The 13,424-nt window shown below is 67.5% G+C and carries 12 protein-coding genes; 5 read left to right on the forward strand and 7 right to left on the reverse strand.

What is annotated here, in order from left to right; translation table 11 throughout:
• Positions 1-142: 142 nt before the first annotated feature.
• Both AC3WT6_RS03990 and AC3WT6_RS03995 read left to right on the forward strand, forming a co-directional pair.
• Positions 143-4,519, forward strand: coding sequence for a M36 family metallopeptidase (locus AC3WT6_RS03990; protein ID WP_492652268.1), 4,377 nt, complete (start codon positions 143-145; stop codon positions 4,517-4,519).
• A gap of 85 nt (positions 4,520-4,604) precedes the next feature.
• On the forward strand, positions 4,605-5,174 hold the full coding sequence (locus AC3WT6_RS03995) for a DUF6438 domain-containing protein (RefSeq protein ID WP_492652269.1): 570 nt from the start codon (positions 4,605-4,607) through the stop codon (positions 5,172-5,174).
• On the opposite strand, the gene AC3WT6_RS04000 is transcribed toward AC3WT6_RS03995, so the two are convergent.
• A complete protein-coding gene (locus AC3WT6_RS04000; RefSeq protein WP_492652270.1) occupies positions 5,171-6,217 on the reverse strand; it encodes an NAD-dependent epimerase/dehydratase family protein in 1,047 nt (348 codons plus the stop codon). The two genes, AC3WT6_RS03995 and AC3WT6_RS04000, sit on opposite strands and share 4 nt — an antisense overlap.
• A 224-nt stretch (positions 6,218-6,441) precedes the next feature.
• On the opposite strand from AC3WT6_RS04000, the gene AC3WT6_RS04005 reads away from it, so the two are divergent.
• Positions 6,442-6,864 carry an HIT domain-containing protein gene (locus AC3WT6_RS04005; RefSeq protein WP_492652271.1) on the forward strand — a complete coding sequence of 141 codons (423 nt, stop codon included), beginning with the start codon at positions 6,442-6,444 and terminating at the stop codon, positions 6,862-6,864.
• On the opposite strand, the gene AC3WT6_RS04010 is transcribed toward AC3WT6_RS04005, so the two are convergent.
• The 3 genes from AC3WT6_RS04010 to AC3WT6_RS04020 all read right to left on the reverse strand — a co-directional run bounded on the left by AC3WT6_RS04010 (position 6,861) and on the right by AC3WT6_RS04020 (position 9,083).
• Positions 6,861-7,235, reverse strand: a complete 375-nt coding sequence (locus AC3WT6_RS04010; protein WP_492652272.1) for a PaaI family thioesterase — start codon at positions 7,233-7,235, stop codon at positions 6,861-6,863. The genes AC3WT6_RS04005 and AC3WT6_RS04010 overlap by 4 nt on opposite strands.
• A 33-nt stretch (positions 7,236-7,268) precedes the next feature.
• Positions 7,269-8,507: an aminotransferase class V-fold PLP-dependent enzyme gene (locus AC3WT6_RS04015; RefSeq protein ID WP_492652273.1), complete on the reverse strand. Its 1,239-nt coding sequence runs from the start codon at positions 8,505-8,507 to the stop codon at positions 7,269-7,271.
• 105 nt (positions 8,508-8,612) lie between these two features.
• Positions 8,613-9,083 carry an Mpo1 family 2-hydroxy fatty acid dioxygenase gene (locus AC3WT6_RS04020; protein ID WP_492652274.1) on the reverse strand — a complete coding sequence of 157 codons (471 nt, stop codon included), beginning with the start codon at positions 9,081-9,083 and terminating at the stop codon, positions 8,613-8,615.
• Positions 9,084-9,169: 86 nt separating this feature from the next.
• Between AC3WT6_RS04020 and AC3WT6_RS04025 the strand changes: the two genes are divergently transcribed.
• Positions 9,170-9,871, forward strand: a complete 702-nt coding sequence (locus AC3WT6_RS04025; protein ID WP_492652275.1) for a Crp/Fnr family transcriptional regulator — start codon at positions 9,170-9,172, stop codon at positions 9,869-9,871.
• A gap of 170 nt (positions 9,872-10,041) precedes the next feature.
• Here the strand turns inward: AC3WT6_RS04025 and AC3WT6_RS04030 are convergent, their stop codons facing one another.
• From AC3WT6_RS04030 to AC3WT6_RS04040, 3 genes are read right to left on the reverse strand one after another with little or no spacing between them, the layout of a single operon-like run.
• Positions 10,042-11,424: a D-arabinono-1,4-lactone oxidase gene (locus AC3WT6_RS04030; RefSeq protein WP_492652276.1), complete on the reverse strand. Its 1,383-nt coding sequence runs from the start codon at positions 11,422-11,424 to the stop codon at positions 10,042-10,044.
• Positions 11,425-11,446: 22 nt separating this feature from the next.
• Positions 11,447-11,833, reverse strand: a complete 387-nt coding sequence (locus AC3WT6_RS04035) for a c-type cytochrome (protein WP_492652277.1) — start codon at positions 11,831-11,833, stop codon at positions 11,447-11,449.
• 51 nt (positions 11,834-11,884) lie between these two features.
• On the reverse strand, positions 11,885-12,454 hold the full coding sequence (locus tag AC3WT6_RS04040; protein WP_492652278.1) for a TetR/AcrR family transcriptional regulator: 570 nt from the start codon (positions 12,452-12,454) through the stop codon (positions 11,885-11,887).
• Positions 12,455-12,604: 150 nt separating this feature from the next.
• Here AC3WT6_RS04040 and AC3WT6_RS04045 point away from each other — a divergent pair, with 150 nt between their 5' ends.
• On the forward strand, positions 12,605-13,408 hold the full coding sequence (locus tag AC3WT6_RS04045) for a nuclear transport factor 2 family protein (RefSeq protein WP_492652279.1): 804 nt from the start codon (positions 12,605-12,607) through the stop codon (positions 13,406-13,408).
• Positions 13,409-13,424 lie beyond the last annotated feature (16 nt).

Raw genomic sequence — 13,424 nt, forward strand, 5'->3', positions numbered from 1 at the left:
CACTCCCCGGTTTGTAACTCGCCGCGAGCCGCTCTACTCTCCGGACATACAAGGGTGGCGGTCGTCATCGACTTGGACGGCCGATTTCGCAATCAGTGCCATAGGCAGCGCCGGATGTGTTGCCGCCAGCAGGGAGACATGAATGTCGCAGAAGCTCGTTGTCGCGCTTTTTTCCCTCGTGCTCAGTGCCAGCGCCGCTGCGGCGGCGGTACAGAGTGACCCCTCCAGTCGGCTCGCCGGGATCGACCTTGCCCGCTCTGCCGGAGTGCTGAGTCCACAGGCGCTCGGACGAAAACTGGCGGAGCCACAGACCTCCGGTCGTTACAGCGCCAGCATCAAGCTGCCTGCCAAGACCTTGCCTTCGCTCGGGGGTTACCGCTCCCAACGCGACGCCCGGCAGGGGGCTACCACCTTCCTCTGGGCCGAGCCTGGCCTTGCGGGCGCGACACTGGCCCCGCTGAAGTCGGAACTAATGGCGAAGTCGGCGGCGCTGGACTATCTCGGTCGCCAGGCTGACCAGCTCAACCTCGGAAAGCGCGACCTTGAGAACGCGCAACTGCTTGACCTCCAGGACAACGGCAAGGGGCCGATCATTGCCCGCTACCAGCAGCGTCTGCAGGGCGTGCCGGTGTTTGGCAAGCAGGTCAATGTGCTGATGGACCGCGGCATGAAGCTGGTCGCGACCTCGGGCAACTTCGCTGCCGTCGATTCCGCCAGTGCCAGCAAGCTCTCCGCCAAGGGCTTCCGCCTGCAGCCGGAGCAGGCGCTCGCCATCGCGTTCGCCGATTTCAGTGGCGAGCCGGCATCCTCGCTCATCCTGGCCCGCAAGGGCAGCAAGGGTGACTACAGCCTGTTCAGCGCGGGCCCCTCGTTCGGCGAGATTCGCCCCTCCGGTGATCTGCGCGCCCGCAAGTATTGGTACCCGCTGGAAGGCAAGCTGGTGCCGGCCTACTACGCCGAGGTGCAGGCCCACAGCGTCGACTTCGCCGACCAGTATGCCTACGGCTACCTGATCTCCGCGGACGATGGCCGCGTGCTGTTCCGCAAGAGCCTGATCGAATACGAAGCCTTCAGTTACCGCGTCTACGCCGATGCCAGCGGCATCAATCAGCCCTTCGATGGCCCGCTGGGTAACGGTTACGCGCCCTTCGTGGGCACGCCGGGCAACGGCAGCGCGGCGCGGGTTCCGGTGGCGACCAGTCTGATCACGCTGGATCATGGTCCGATCTCCACCAATGATCCCTGGATGGCGGCGGGTGCGACCGAGACCACCGGCAACAACGTCGATGCCTATCTCGATCTGTTCGGCACCGCCCTGCCGGACGGCACCGTGACCTCGGGCCAGGGCTTTGACGAAGGCACCACCGACCTGCGCGCCAGCACCAGCGGTGCCAACAGTTTCGACTACGCCTATACCCCGGATACCGATCCGACCACCGCCAGCCAGCGGCAGTTCGCGGTGGTGGATCTGTTCTACCTCAACAACTGGCTGCACGACTGGTGGTATGACTCCGGCTTCGATGAAGCCGCCGGCAACGCCCAGGCCAGCAACTACGGCCGTGGTGGCGAGGAAGGCGATGTGCTGCTGGCCGAGGCGCAGGACTTCAGCGGCCGCAACAACGCCAACATGAGCACGCCGCCGGATGGTGGCAGCCCGCGCATGCAGCAGTACCTGTTCGATGGCACCGCGGGAGCTCTGACGCTGAGCCCGACCGGCGGGTCTCCCTACTCGGTGGGTGTCAACACTGCGGCTTTCGGGCCCAGCACGTTCGATGTGACTGCCGATGTGGTTGCAAGTGATCCGCTGAATGGCTGCATTCCTTTCAACAACGCGGCTGCGGTCAGCGGCAAGATCGTGCTCGTCGATCGCGGTGCCTGTAGCTTCAAGACCAAGACGCTCAATGCGCAGAATGCCGGTGCGGTGGGCGTGATCCTCGCCAACAACCAGCCCGGCGTGGCGCCGGGCCTGGGCGACGATGCCAGCATCACCGACGCCATCACCATCGGCACGCTGTCGGTGTCGGTGACCGATGGGCAGACCATCCATACCGACGTCGGCAGCACGACGGTGAGCGCGCATCTGGTGCGCGAGCCGGCGGCCGATGTCGATAGCGCCGTCGATGCCCAGATTGTCGCCCACGAATGGTTCCACTACACCAGCAATCGTCTGGTCGGCAACGCGTTGGGCCTGTCCGGGCAGCAGGGTCGCGGCATGGGCGAGGGCTGGAGCGACTTCAGCGGCATGCTGCTGACGGTGCGTCCGGAAGACCGCTCGGTGGCGGGCAACGAGGCCTACCAGGGCGCCTACCCGCAGTCGATCTACTCCACCAGCGATGCCTACTTCGGCATCCGCCGCGCGCCGTACTCGACCGACTTCGCGATCTTCCCGCTGACCTTCCAGCACATCGAGGACGGTGTGCCTTTGCCCACCACGGCGCCGATCGCCTTCGGCGCCAACGGCGCCAGTAACTCCGAGGTGCATAACGCGGGCGAGGTCTGGGCCAACGTGCTCTGGGAGGTCTACGCCAGCCTGCTCAACGTGCCGGGACGCAGCTTCCTGGATGCGCAGAGCCGGATGAAGGCCTATGTCATCGCCGGGCTGAAGATGACGCCCAACATGCCGACCATGTTGGAAGCGCGTGACGGCCTGCTGGCTGCGATCTACGCCAGCGATGCCGACGACTTCACGCTGGCCGCCCAGGCCTTTGCCAAGCGCGGCATGGGTGTCGGCGCGGTGGCTCCGGATCGCAATGACAGCACCAACAGCGGCGTGGTCGAGAGCTATGTCGCCGAGGCCGGCAGCTTCGAGGTGGTTGATGCCTCGCTGGACTTTGGTTACTTCAGCGGTGCTGAAGGCTATCTCGACAACGATGGCGAACTCGATCCGGGTGAAACTGCGCTGCTGACGCTGAAGATCCGTAGCAACGGCACCAAGGATCTGACCACTCCGGTGGTTGCCAAGCTGACTTCCGACGGCGACGTGACTTTCGGCAATGGCGGCGATATCAGCTTCCCGGCCTCCGCTTCGGCGCCGATTGGCTATGGCGACGTCGCCACCGGCACCATCACCGTCAAGCTCAACGCGTCGACCACGACCGCCGAGGTGCTGACGCTGACCATCGACTTCCCGCAGGTCGGTGACACTGCCGGCGAGGTGCTGGAAGCGGGTTCCGAGCAGATCCAGATCGTCGTCAACTACGATTTGGCGGCTGGTCAGCGAACCGGCGACAACATGGAGCAGCCGCTGGCGGCCGTTAAGGACTGGGGTACGGAGCTGATCGGTAGCGGGCAGGGTTGGACCGTTGTCGATGGTGAGCCGGCGCCGTTCCTGTTCGCTTCCGGCTTGCTGTGGTTCACGCCCAACAACAGCGGCTTTGCCGATGTCCGTCTGACCACGCCGCCGTTGGTGGTGGCGAGCAGTGCGTTCTCGATTAATTTCGAGCACTACTTCCAGTTCGAGTTCGCTGGTTTCGACGGCGAAACCCCGGTGGGGTACGACGGCGGCATTATCGAGATCAGCGAAGACGGCGGTGCGACCTGGACCGACGTGGTTGATGCCGGTGGAACCTTCACCATTGGCAACGGCTACAACGGCTACTTCATCGCCATGGCACCGGACGGCACACCGACTCCGGACGACAGCGGTGCGCATGTCGGCTTCGTGGGCGACAACTACGCTGCCAACGACGGCTTCCTTGAGCCGGTGACGCTCAGCTTCGGCACCGCCTACGCCGGCAAGACCGTGCAGCTACGCTTCCGCCAGGTCAGCGACAGCGGGGTTGGCGACTTTGGTTGGGCGGTGGACAACGTCAGCTTTGCCGGCATCACCAACCTGCCGTTCAGTGACGTCGTGGAAGAAGATGGCATCCCCGACAATCGCGCCCCGGTTGCCAATGCCGGTGCCGATGGCCTGATCCTGCTCGGTGCGACCGCCACGCTCAACGGCGCCGCGTCCAACGATCCGGATGGCGATGCGCTGACCTATGCCTGGACGCAGACCTCGGGTCCGGCGGCCAGCGCCATCACCAATGCGAATCAGGCGACCGCGACGGTGACTCCAACGGTGGCCGGTACTTATGTCTATACGCTGACGGTCACCGATGTGCGCGAGGTGAGTAGCACCGACACCGTGACCCTGGTGGTCAACCAGCCGCCGGTGGCAAATGCCGGTGCTGACGGCTTGGTCCTGCTTGGCGCGACAGGCAGTCTCAACGGCACCGCGTCCAGTGATCCGGATGGCGATGCGCTGACCTACGTCTGGGTCCAGACCTCGGGTCCGGCGGCCAGTACCATCACCAATGCCAGCCAGGCGACGGCGACTGTGACGCCGACGGTGATTGGTGCCTACGTCTATACGCTGACGGTCACCGATGCCCGGGGAGCGAGCAGCACCGATACCGTCATGGTTACGGTGAAGCCGGTAGAGGTGGCTTCCAGCGGCGGCGGTGGTGCCCTCGGAATCTGGCTGCTGCTGCCGGCACTGGGCCTTGGTCTGCTGCGCCGCAAGCGGCAGCACTGAGTCCGGGCATTGAGCTCCGTGTCCCGGAGCGGCGGATGCCGCTCCGGGACTTTTTGTTCGTATCTCCGCCACCAAGGAGGCCGCCATGTTCCAGACCGCCGCAGGCCGTGTACTGCCACCTTTACTTGCCCTGGTGCTGAGCGCCTGTGCCGCCGCGGAACCGCCGCCGGCGCTGACCGTGACGGTGCCTGAGCCCAAGTCGACGCCGATGTCCGCGACGCCCGACCCCACGCCGACGATGACGAGCCACTACGACATCCGCCTACAGCGCGGCGCCTGCTTTGGCCGCTGCCCGCAATACCGGCTGCGCATCGCCGATGGGCTGGTGGAGTTCGTCGGCGAGCGCAATGTCGCGGTGCTGGAAACCGTGCAGGGTCCGGTGGATGCGCCGGCCTTGGCGCAGTTGCTGGAGCGCCTGCGCTCACCCGTCATTGCCGGACTCAAGGACATCTACCGCCCTGGCCAGCCCGGCTGCGGCGCGGTGGCTACCGACATGCCTAGCAGCCGCATCGACTGGACCCTGGACGGCCAGAGCCATCACCTGAATTTCTACCACGGCTGCCAGGCCGCACCTGCCGAGCTGCGCGCACTGCCGACGGCGATCGACGCCGCCGCCAACAGTCAGCGCTGGATTCGCGAAGCGCTGGATCGCTAGGCAGCCGCGTCGCGGGCGGTCTGCCAGCTGCGGTAGTGGTCGGCCAGAGTCTCACGCAGCGGGCGGTAGCGGATGCCCAGCTCTTCGATGCCGCGCCGGTTGTCGACCTGGAAGCGGATGCCGACGTGGTTGTCCTGGTATTTGCGCGACAGGCCAAACAGCGGCCCGAGCAGACGCAGCAGCCAGCCGGGGATTCGCGTCCTCGGCAGCAGCCAGGGGCGTCTGTGGTACTCGCGGCACATCCTCGCGATGTCCAGGAAGTGCGCCATCTCCCGCTCCGCCACGATGTAGCGGCCGTGGGCGGCGGGATTGCGGGCCGCCGCCAGATGCGCGGCGGCCACCTCGCGCACGTCCACCGTCGCGACGCTGATGTCGGGCACGCCGAAGAACAGCTTGCCGCCGAGGATCTCGTCGAGCAGGAACAAGCTGCCGGAATCCGAGGCCGTGGACAGGCTGGGCCCTAAGACCAGGCCAGGGTTGATGCACACCAGATCCCAGCGCGACTGCTCGGCACACATCGCCCAGGCCAGCTTCTCGGCCTGCACTTTCGAGTAGTGGTAGGGGTTGTAGTCCACCGTGCTGCTTTCGTTGAAGTAGCGCTCCGACAGCACCTGGTCTTCCATCGCCAGCACGTCGCTGTAGTCGCCGAAGATCGCGCCCACTGTCGAGGTCATCACCACCCGCCGCACCGAGGGGCAGCGATTGACGCTGTCGAGCACATTGCGGGTGCCGTTCAGCGCCGGCTCCAGCATCTGCCTGCGACCGTCGCGGATCTTCTCCGGCATCAGGAACGGCGAGGCGACGTGATGCACCACCTCGCAGCCGGCCATCGCGGCGTCGAAGCTGCCGGGTTTGAGCAGGTCGGCCTCGAACAGCCGCAGCATCCCCGGATACTGGGCTTGCAGCGCCAGCAGCGGCGCCAGCTTGTCCTGCCGGCGCAGGTCGCGGACGCTGGCATGCACCTGCTCTCCCGCCGCGAGCAGATGGGCGATCACATGGCTGGCGATAAAGCCGCTGCCGCCGGTGACCAACGAGGTTGTCATGCCTGCTCCTGTCTGGCGATTTTCGAGAGCAGGATCGTAGCCGCGCCGCCCTGGGTTGCCGCTAAGAATATCATCCTTGAACGCCGGACGCGGCCTGCGATCCGCGGCCGTGACTGGATGGCTCGGCACCCAATTGGCGACTCGTGCTGGCCTCGGCGGCGGCGCTTTCCGGCGCGACATGGACGGCCTGTCATCGACCTGTTCCAAGCCGCACAATAGCCAGCATGACCTGGACCCTGCATTCCCAACTTGCCGCCGACACCCTGCTGGTTGGCGACTTTCCGCTTTGCCGACTGCTGCTGATGAACGAGTCGCGCTATCCCTGGTGCATCCTGGTTCCGCGCCGAAGCGGCGCCAAGGAGCTGCACCGGCTCGACGACGCCGACCAGTTGCAGCTGCTGCGCGAGTCCACCGCCCTGGCGCGGGCGATGGAAGCGGCGTTCACGCCGCACAAGATGAACGTCGCCGCGCTCGGCAACATGGTGCCGCAGCTGCACGTGCACCACATCGCGCGCTATCGCGGTGACCCGGCCTGGCCGGCGCCGGTCTGGGGCAAGTTTCCGGCGCAGGCCTACGAGCCAGCGGCGGCGGCCGAGCGCATCTCCCGGCTGCGGCAGCTGCTGCCGGGCCTGCTGTACGAGGCCTAACCCGCAGGGACGTGGCTGGTAGTGACCTCGGCGATCAGCCGGCCGTCGCTGCCGACCACGGTGGTGCGCACCACGCTCAGGCGCTTGCCCTTCTTCACGTAGACCGCGGTGGCCTCGAAGTGGCCGCTGGTCTGGTTGCCGAGCAAACTTGCGTTGAGGTTGATCGCCAGCGGAAAGCCGGCCTGCCCGGTCTGGATCTCGCTGCCACCGAAGGCCAGCACGGTGGCGCAGACATCGGCGAACCACAGGGTGGCGCCGGCGTGCACGGTGCCAAAGGGGTTGAGGATGCCGGCCTGCACCGGCATGCGTCCCACCACCTTGTTGGCGCTCTGCTCCAGCAGCTCGAATTCGATCCTGCCTTCCACCTTCATGCGCTCTTCTCCAAGGCGGTGCGCCAGCGCGGCTCAGTCGACGCTCAGGACCGCGTCCAGCGCCCGCAGCAGCTGCTGCAGATCGGCGGCGCTGGTGTAGTGCACAAACGACAGCCGCACCACGCCGCGCGCCGGGTCCAGGCCTAGAGCCTGGAGCAGGCGCAGCGCGTAGAAATGACCGCTGGCGGCCATCACCCCGCGCGCCGCCAGCGCGCGCACCAGCGCGTCCGGCTCCTGCTTGAGCGGCACGAAGGAGACGGTAGCGGCGCGCTCGCCGGCAACGCTGGGCCCGATCAGGCGCAGGTTCTTGCGCTGCGCCAGGTAGTCGAGCAGCTGCTCCAGCAGCGCCAGCTCGGCGCCACGCAGCAGCTGCCGCACCCGGCCCGGCCGGCTGCTCAGCGTGGCACCGGCATGATGATGGGCGTCCAGCGCGTCGAAGTACTCGGCGATGCCGCGCGCCGCCGCGATCTGCGCGTGGTCGGGGCCGGCCGGCAGCAGGCGCTTGCGCAGCACGCCCTCGTTGAAGAAATGGCCCTCGTTGGGCAGACGCTGCACCAGCGCCGGGTTCAGCGCCATCAGGCCCAGGTGCGGGCCGAAGGTCTTGTACAACGAGAACAGGTAGATGTCGGCGCCGAGTGAGCCCAACTCAGGGAAGCCGTGCGGCGCGTAGGAGACGCCATCCACCACGCTGAGCACGCCGGCCGCGCGTAGCCGCGCGGTGATTGCCGCCACCGGATTGATCGCGCCGACGATGTTGGAGCAGTGCGTGAACGCCACCAGCCGGGTGCGCTCGTTGAGCAGCGGCCAGAGCTGCTCGGGATGCAGGGCGCCGCTGTCCGGGTCCACCTGCCACTCGCGCACTTTCACGCCCAGCGCCGCCAGCCGCCGCCAGACGCCGCTGTTGGCCTCGTGATCCTGGTCGGTGACGATGATCTCGTCACCGGCCTGCAACCATTTGCCAAAGGCCTGCGCCAGCACATAGCTGTTCTGCGAGGTGGACGGGCCCAGGTGCAGCCAGTCTGCCGGCACGCCCAGGTACTCGGCCAGGCGCGCATAGCTGGCGTCCATCCACTCGCCGGCCTCGGTGGAGGCGGCGGTGGGGTAGTAGGGTTGCAGCTTGAGCCGCCGGTAGTACTCGGTAAGGCGCGCGATCACCGGCGCGCAGGCATAGGAGCCACCGGCATTCTCGAAGAAAGCCTGGCCTTGCAGGCTGGGCTCGGCGAAGGCGGGGAACTGGGCGCGGACGAAGTCCAGATCAATCGCGGTGGTCAAGGCGGTCTCCGACGGCACGGGGCTGGTAGTAGCCACTGTAGCGACAGTCGCCGCGATTTTGGCGCCTCCTGGACTTCAAGCCCTTTCGCTGCCGGAGCGCGGCCCTCAGCGCGCCAGGCGCAGCACCAGCTTGTCGTTGACGAACAGCGGGCCGATCAGCAGGAACAGCAGGTCGCCGAAAAAGGACGGCTTGTGACCTTCCAGCTTGTGGCCGTAGAGCTGCACCGCCCAAGCGATGAGCCAGGCCGTGGCGCAGAGACCCAGCAGCGGCCAGCCGGCCGCCTGCATCGCCAGGATGCCGGCGACGGTGGCGGCGAACCAAAGGGCCATCAGCAGCGCGCCCTTGAGCGACAGGCGCAGATAGAACGCGAAGATCGGTAGTGCCGCCAGGGTGCTGGCGTTGACATAGGGCGCGATCGCTTCCGGCAGACCCAGCCAGCGGCCCACCGGCACCAGCCAGAGCATGGCCAGCGTGGTGAAGGTGATCAGTGGCACGCAGATGAAATGGATCAGCTCGTTCACCGGATTGCTGTGGTGGGAACGGTACTCGTCGAGATAGCTTTGCAGGCTGCGCATGGCGGACTCCGGTCGGTTAAGGTGCGGCCATTGTTGCCAGCCCCGGCTCCTGACTCTGTCAACTTGCCGACATTCTTCCGCCGCCCATGAGTACACCCGAGCTGCACCAGGCCATCGCCGCCAGCGAATGGTTCCGCGAGCTGCCGGCGGAGCTGGTGAGCCAGTTGGCGGCGCTGGCGCAGCGGCGTCAGCTCGCCGACGGCGCCTTGCTGTTCGCCAAGGGCGATGCCGCCGACGGTCTGTACGGTCTGCTCTCCGGCCGCATCCGCATCAGCGCCACCACCAGCGATGGTCGCGATCTGGTGGTGAACCTGTTCGAGCCCGGCGACTGGTTCGGCGAGATTTCGATGTTCGACGGCCTGCCGCGCACCCACAACGCCCGCGCGGTCGGCGCCAGCGAGCTGCTGCTGATTCCGCGTGCGCGTTTCCACGCTCTGCTGGCGGCGCAGCCGGTGCTGTATCCGCACTTCATGCGCATGCTTTGCCGCAAGCTGCGGCGCAGCTTTGCCTGGATCGAGTACGCCGCCTTTCTGCCGATGTCGGCACGGCTGGCCGCGCGCCTGCTGGAGCTGGCGCAGGACTACGGCGAAACCCAGGCCGATGGCAGTGTGCTGATCGCCCTGCACCTGCCGCAGGAGGAGCTGGGCCGCATGCTCAGCACCTCGCGGCAGACGGTGAGCAAGGAGCTCAACGCCCTGGAGGCGCGCGGCTGGATCCGCCTCGACTACGGCCGGGTGCTGATCCGCCAGCCGGAGGCGCTGGACGCCCTGGTGCGCGGCGCTGCTTAGCGGCGCCGTCTCAGGCCTGGAGTCCCCTCCCCCGCTTGCGGGGGAGGGCTAGGGTGGGGGCGTTCCCGCCACGGCCGACGCCCCCATCCCGGCCTTCCCCCGCTACGCAGGGAAGGAGACCAGCCAGCCGCTCCGCAGAGTCGCGCAGTACCGCTTCCGCGCGCGGAGTCTCAGACCCCGAACACCGTGCGCAGATGGCCGTTCAGGAACTTGCCCTGCGGGTCCAGCGCCGCGCGCACCTCGGTGAACTCCTTCCAGCGCGGATACAGCGCCGACAACTGGCGCGCGCCGAGGTTGTGCAGCTTGCCCCAGTGCGGGCGGCCGCCGTGCTTCCAGAAGATCGGCTCCACCGCCGCGAAGTAGTTGTGGTGGTCCATCGTGTAGTGCTGGTGGACGGAGATCGCGCAACGCGGCCCACCCTCGAACATGCTCAGCGGGATCGCCTCCTCGTGGACGTAGCGGTACTCGATGGGGAACCAGGTCGGCAGCTGCTTGTCGTGGATCAGCTTCAGGATCTCGCGCAGGCAGGCCGGGCCCTGCTCGGCCGGCACCGAGTACTCCATCTCGTTGAAGCGGATGTTGCGGACGTTGGCGAAGATTTCATAAGAGTCGCCGACGCGGTCCTCGAAGCTGGCGGTCTTGCCGATCAGGTTGAGGATGGCGCTGCGCGCCGCCGGCCAGTCGCTGCCGTACTTGTCGAGCTTCTCGATGGCCTTGACGTACTCGTTGCCGCCCTCCTCGGCCGGGTCCAGCGGCGGCGTCAGCGGATCGGTGGTCTCGTTGAGCGCGATGGCCGCCGCGTAGTCGGAGTGGGTGATGACCTGCATCTCCCAGTGCTGGTTGTCGCGGGTGAGCTGCGGCACCTGCTCCAGCAACTCCTCGGTCTTGGCGATCCACATCTTCTCGCGCAGGCGGAAGGCCTTGCGGTTTTGCATCCGCACCCGGCTGATGACGCCCAGCGCGCCCAGCGAGACCTGCGCGGCGCGGAAGATTTCCGGGCTGTGCTCGGCGTCGCAGTCGATTACCTCGCCCTTGGCGGTGACCAGGCGCAGGCCGATCACCTGGCCCGAGTAGGAGCCGAAATTGACGCCGGTGCCGTGGGTGGCGGTGGAGATCGCGCCGGCCAGAGTCTGGTAGTCGATGTCGGCCATGTTGGACAGCGCCAGGCCCGCGGCCTTGAGCGGCGCGCCCATCTGCGTCATCGGCGTGCCGGCGGCCCATTCCGACTGCAGCTTGCCGGCGTCGTGGCCGAGCATGCCGTGCAGATGCGCCAGCGACACCAGGGTGCCGTCGGTGGGCACCAGGCCGCTGAAGGAATGCGAGGAGCCGACCGGCCGAATTGCCGAGGGCGCGTTGCGGATGATCTGCGCGAGTTCGTCCTCGCTCTTCGGCGCCAGCCGCGCGAGCGGGATGCAGGACTGACCGCCGGACCAGTTGCGCCAGGGGATGATGCGCGGCGCGGCGGCGCGGGCAATGGCGGAAAAGCCGCCGCCGGCGCCGGCGAGGCCGGCCACGGCGAGCTGCTGGATGAGCTGACGTCGGGTGAGTTTCATGGGTTCGTTCTCGCGGAGGCGATCAGTTGAGCTTGGCGCCGGACATGAACTCGATCAGCGCCTGGAATTCTTCTTCCGAGCACTGGATGCACATGCCCATCGGCGGCATGCCCAGATAGCCGTTGATGGTGTGGTCGAGCAGGGTGTCCTTGCCTTGGGCGATGCGCGGCGCCCAGGCCTCGGCGTTGCCGGACAGTGGCGCGCCGGAGGCGGGGCTGGTGTGGCAGCTCTTGCAGCTGGTGTCGTAGATCTGCGCCAGCGCCGGGTCGGCCGGCGCGATCGTGGCGGCGCTGCTGGCGGCCGCGTTGGCGGCGGCCACCTTCTCGCTCTTGTCGCTGCCGCAGGCGGCGAGGCCCAGGCTGAAGGCCAGCGCCAGGGCGCCGATCAGGGTTCCGGTGGTGTTCTGCATGAGGTTCTCTTTGAGGCGGTACGGATGGGGAAGGGTTGGGGAAAGGGTTCTTCAGGGCAGGCTGCCGCCCTCGGCAGCCAGCCGCTTCAGCAGGCTTTGCACCTTGCTGCGCTGGCTGCGGGTGTAGGGGCTGGCGCCGACCAGCTCCAGCAGCCAGAGTCCTTCGGTGGCCAGGTACACCAGCGCCGCGCGCTCGAAGGGCACGCCCTCGCTCAGCGCCGGCATGCGCTCCTTGAAGTAGGCGCGCACCGGCTCCAGCAGTTGCGGATCGCCCGGCACCACCGCCAGCAGTGCGCTGCTGAACGGGTCCAGGTCCGGGCGCTCGGCGGTGGAGGCCTGCACATAGGCGCGCAGACCGCGGCCGGGCCGATCGGGCAGACGCTGCTGCGCCTGCTCCCAGCTTTGCTGGGTGTGCTCGATGGCGCGCGTCACCAGCGCCTGCAACAGGCTTTCCTTGGTCGGGAAGTGGTACATCAGCCCGCCCTTGCTCACTTTCGCGGCGCGCGCCACCGCGTCCAGCGTCAGCCGCGCCGCGCCCTGCTCGGTGACCACCGCAATGGCGGCCTCGAGCATGGCATCGCGGGAACTGGGGCGGCCTCGGGTGGCGGGTTTGGCGGGCATGGCGGTGGCTGGCGGAAGCGGCCGGCGGCGCGGGGAAGCGCGCCGCGCCGGCTTAGGATGCAGTAGCAATTAGTGTACCGGCTGGTCGGCTAATTAAGTGGCAGTCGCCGACCGCTGTCGCCGGCGCCGGCGAGGAGGGACAATGTCGGCATGCACGAGATCACCGGCATCGACCATCTCTACATCGCCGTCCGCGACCTGGACCGCTCCTGCGTCTGGTACGACCGGGCGATGACCGCCCTGGGCTTTCGCCGCAACGAGTTCCTGATCGGCGAGGAACGGCATGTGCAGTACTACAACCGCCACTTCGGCTATGTGCTGCGGCCGGCGCGTGGCGGGCCGGAGCACGATCCCTACGCGCCCGGCCTGCACCATCTCTGCCTGCGCCTCGATACGGTGCACGAGCTGCGCGCGGCAGTGGACGCGTTGCTCGCCGCCGGCATCGAGGCCAGCGAGCCGGTCTGCTACCCCGACTACGCGCCGGACTACTGGGCCAGCCATCTCCACGACCCCGATGGTCTGCATCTGGAGCTGACCAACTACCGGCAGGAGCGGCGCGAGCGCCACGACCATTGGCAGACTCTGGAGGAGCCGGTGCTGCCGCTCAGCCGCGCCTTCGCCGAGCACTTCGCGGCGGAGTGGATCGCCGCCTGGAACAGCCACGACCTGTCACGCATCCTCAGCCACTATCACGAGGACTTCGAGATGAGTTCGCCGCGCATCGTCGATCTCGCCGGCGAGCCCAGCGGTCGTCTGCGCGGCAAGGCGGCGGTGGGCGCCTACTGGGCCAAGGCGCTGGCGCTGATGCCGGAGCTGCACTTCACGCTGATCGACTGCTACCTCGGTGCCGACAGCGTAAGCCTGCACTACCAGGGCGCGCGCGGCCCGGCGGTGGAAACCTTCCACTTCGACGCCCAGGGCCTGGTGGTGCGCGCGGCGGCGCACTACCGCTAGCTTCGCCGCCCTGACG

It is taken from the genome of Stagnimonas sp. FW305-C-60 (genome assembly GCF_058782965.1).